This window comes from Xanthobacter sediminis (assembly GCF_043195015.1).
In the GTDB taxonomy this organism is placed as follows: Bacteria; Pseudomonadota; Alphaproteobacteria; order Rhizobiales; family Xanthobacteraceae; genus Xanthobacter.
The window spans coordinates 1-283 of record NZ_JBAFWH010000067.1 but is presented as its reverse complement, the minus strand read 5'-3'; the positions used below and the strand labels follow the sequence as shown (position 1 = coordinate 283).

At 68.2% G+C, this 283-nt stretch carries 1 protein-coding gene; it reads left to right on the top strand.

Features of this window, described 5'->3' with window-relative positions; all coding sequences use genetic code 11:
• Positions 1-283 (top strand): toprim domain-containing protein (locus V5F61_RS21230; RefSeq protein WP_394104094.1); only part of this gene is annotated, 283 nt, incomplete at both ends.

Here is a 283-nt window from a genome sequence, read left to right as displayed (position 1 = left end):
TTGGGCATCCACCGGACATGGCTCGCTCCCGACGGATCGGACAAGGCAAGCATCGCCACGCCCCGGCGCGCCATGGGCCACCTGCTGGAGCACTCCGTTCGCTTCGGCAGACCTTACGACGTGATGGCCACCGGCGAGGGCATCGAGACCATTCTCTCCGTGCGCACAGCGCTGCCCAGCCTCCCGATGGCAGCGGCGCTCTCGGCCGCACACCTCGCCGTCTTCGCCTTTCCACCCAGGCTGCGGCGGCTCTACATCGTCTGCGACAACGATCCTGCCGGCA